A 3881-nucleotide genomic window follows, 5' to 3' on the forward strand; every position below is an offset into this window, starting at 1 on the left:
AATACGGGTACAGCCCGACAGTCCTCAGCGCAGCATCGATCCGCTGTACACGGCGATGTTCCTTAACCCGGCCGTGGTCAGCCCGGTCGACCCCGGCTTCATTCTGCCTCTTCCCGGCAGCGGCCACCTGGTGGAGCACAAGGCCGCCCTGCTGGCGGCGTTCGCTTTAACCGAGGCAGACCTGGACCTTCTGCTGGCCAGACTCGGAAATGACAGCCTCACGCTTGCCAACCTGTCGAAGCTAAGCCGCTACGTCGCCCTGAAGCGGGGGCTGGGCATCGGGATTAAAGATTTGCTGACTATGGAATCATTGTCCGGCGCCGCCGATATTTTCGCTTCGCCCAAGGCTACGCTGGACTTCATCGGGATGCTGGATGCGGTGGCGAGATCCGGCGTCTCCGTGGATGAGCTGGACTACCTCTTGAACTACAGGCCGGATTCTCCCTACGGCCTTCGCGAAGAAGCGATCACCGGATATGTAACGGCCCTGCGGGAAGCGCTTCGCGGCAGCGCAGCCGCCCAGCGGGAGGGCACGATCATTTCCCAGATTTCGGCGGCGTTCGCGCTGCCCTCCGGGCAGGCTGGGCTGCTGCTCGGGATGACGCTTGCGGGGAACACGCTTGGAGCGCATCTGAATGCTCCGGCTTTGACGCAAAGAGACGGCGCCGGGGCTTATACTCTGGCGATCACGGCTGCCAACTTTCCTGCAATTTACAGCACTTACCGCTTGCTGCATAAGCTGGCCATGCTGCTGACCCGCCTTAAGGTGGGCAGGGATGATCTTGGATGGCTGCTGCAACGGGCCAAAGACTTTAATCTTCTTGACCTGAGCGCCCTGCCAGTTACCGGGACTGCGGCGCCGTTGTTTCCCGCTTGGCTTGCGCTGTACCAGTGGTTATCCTTCAACCGGATGTATCCCGAACCGGAAGGCGTATCTCTGCGGGCCCTGTTTGATCTTGCGGCAGCTGCGGCAGCGCCATCGAATCAAATAAGGGAGTCCATTGCCGAATTGACGCAGTGGAGCATAGACGATCTGAATGATCTGGCCGCCGGACTGGGGCTTCAGCACGGCGGGGCGTCTTCCGACTACACGCGGATCGGGACCTATCTCCGGCTCCAGGAATGCTTTAAGCTGATCAACAGAACGGGCGTCAGCGCGGTCAGTCTTCTGGCCTGGAGCAATCGCGATAACGATACGGGCGGCGCCCAGGCTTCGGCAGCGCAGCAAATCCGGCAGGCTGTCAAGTCCAGGTACGATTACAGCGTCTGGCTGGACAAGGTTGCGCCGATTGAAGATGCGCTGCGCGAGAAGAAGCGCAGTGCGCTGATCGGCTATCTCGTGGAGACTTCGCTGCGCACGGCAAGCCCCGATATGGAGATGGGCGGCAAAACGTACGCCAATCCGTCCTATTGGCGCGATGCCAATGATCTGCTGGAATATTTTCTGATCGATGTCGAAATGGGTGCCTGCCAGCTGACCTCGCGCATCAAGCAAGCCATAAGCTCGGTGCAAATGTTCGTGCAGCGCTGCATGCTCGGTCTTGAACAGCCTTTGGTCGAGGTTTCCCGGGCGGAGCAGCAGGAGACCGTCTCTTCCAACAGCTGGAGCCAGTGGAAATGGATGAAGAGCTACCGGATCTGGGAAGCCAACCGCAAAGTCTTCCTCTATCCCGAGAACTGGATCGAGCCAGAGCTGCGAGATGACAAATCCCCGTTCTTCGAAGAGCTGGAGGCGGAGATTATGCAGAAGGATATTACCTTCGAAAATGCCCAAGCGGTCTTTCTGAATTATGTGCAGAAGGTGCATGAGGTGGCCCGTCTTGAGATTATGGGCGCTTATTACGAACTGGATGATACCGATCCGCGGGACAACCTGGCCCCCGACATCAATCTGTTCCACGTCATCGGACGGACCCGCGCGCATCCTTCGATTTACTACTACCGCCGGTTCGATCTGAACTACGGGGAGTGGACGGCCTGGGAGAAAATTGACGTAGACATCCAGAGCAATCAGGTGATTCCGGTCGTCTATAACCGGCAGCTGTATCTGTTCTGGCTGAATTTTATCGAGAAGCCCCAGAAGGTCAAGAAGCAGCCGCCGGCCAAGCCCAGCAATGATACGAATGTGCCCGAGACACCGAACCAGATCGAGATTCAGCTGGCGTGGAGCGCGCGCAAAGACGGCGGATGGACAGCCAAGCGTATATCCAGGCAAAAGCTGATCCACCCGTGGCAGCGTCCGCTCTATGCCTACAACCTTAAGCCGCGTTACAAAAGCCGGGAAAACCTGCTGTGGCTGGACATTTATATCTCCCAGTCGCCGGAGTTCAACAACACCCGCTTCTGGGATGCGTACCGCAACACCCGGGAATATGTTACCGCGACCCATCCCTACGATGAACGGGCAAGGCCATGGCACTCCTCTTCGTTTGTGTTTGATGGAGAGGTGGTGGACGTCAAGCTGAAGGGGCTGAACGGCCAGTATCATGTGCCGGACAGCAGCGGAGTTGCAACCGACGCGCTGACTCCAACGAATTCGTATACTTACGTGCACGACAATTTCGGTGAAGAAGGGCGGGCCATCCGCAGGCTGGCGGGACCTTATGAGATTGCGCCCCGGCTGCCTTTGCCGGATGGCATGCATTATGAAAATGTGCGGCTCGTAAATGACAAGCGGACGCTTAACGGAGGAAGCGCCAATGTGCTTCAGAACGGATATACACAAACACTGCTGAGCGCGGCGAAATCGCCGTTTGAAATCGTTTTTTCCCAGCATCAGATCGCCTTTGACACCGCGATGTGGGGAAGGGTCCCCTTGTTCTACCAGGACTCTTTCCGCGCATTCTTCATCAAGCCGGAGTGGCAGCAGGTGATTGTCGGCTATAACCAGACGCTTCAAACGTATAATTATAACTTCTACCCGTTCTATCATCCGTATACCGCGCTGTTCATGCGGGAGTTGAACCGGTCGGGAGTAGACGGGCTGCTTAACCGGCGCATCCAGATCAGGCCGCAGGATTACTACCCGGGCAACAGCTTCAGCTTCGGCAGCTATAGCCCGGGGCCGTCGGTCAAGCCGGACTCCACGGTCAAGCATGATATCGTCGATTTTGAGCGCTACGGGGCGTATTCCATCTATAACTGGGAGATATTCTTTCATGCGCCGCTGCTGATCGCTTGCAGATTGAGCGCGAACCAGCGCTTTGAGGAAGCCATGCGGTGGTTCCACTATATTTTTGACCCGACCAATGTCGAGACGCCCGATGTTCCGCAGCGCTACTGGATTACCCGGCCGTTCTTCGAGCAGACCAGTGAGGACTACCGGAAGCAGCGCATTGAGAATCTTCTTCGGAACATCGAGCAGCACAGCGATGAGCTGAAGGCCTGGAAGAATCACCCGTTCAAGCCGCATCTAATCGCCCGCTACCGCCCGCTGGCCTACCAGAAGGCGGTGGTGATGAAGTACATCGATAACCTGATCGCCTGGGGAGACCAGCTCTTCCGGCGTGACACGATTGAATCTGTTAATGAAGCCTCTACGCTGTACGTCCTGGCGTATGAGCTGCTTGGAAGAAGGCCGGTGAAGGTGCCAAATGTCGGGCATGCGGATCGTTCCTATAACGAACTGACGGCTGACGGAGCCCTTGACCCGTTCGGCAACAAGCAGGTGGATGTCTTGATGGAGAACTTTACGGATGTCCCCGTTCGGGTTACCCGGACGCCGGAAGGAGCTGAGCTGCTGCCGCGCCTTGAGGTGGCCTACTTCTCGATCCCAAGCAACGGAAGGCTGCTTGAATACTGGAACACGGTCGAGGATCGGCTGTTTAAAATCCGGCATTGCATGAATATTGAAGGGATCGTACGGCGGCTTCCGCTGTTCG

General features: G+C 57.3%; 1 protein-coding gene. It reads left to right on the plus strand.

The window, feature by feature from the left end:
* A partial coding sequence (locus L692_RS32880; RefSeq protein WP_036724137.1) for a neuraminidase-like domain-containing protein occupies positions 1–3881 on the plus strand: 3881 nt, incomplete at both ends.

The sequence above is a fragment of the Paenibacillus forsythiae T98 genome (assembly GCF_000520735.1).
In the GTDB taxonomy this organism is placed as follows: domain Bacteria; phylum Bacillota; class Bacilli; order Paenibacillales; family Paenibacillaceae; genus Paenibacillus_AQ; species Paenibacillus_AQ forsythiae.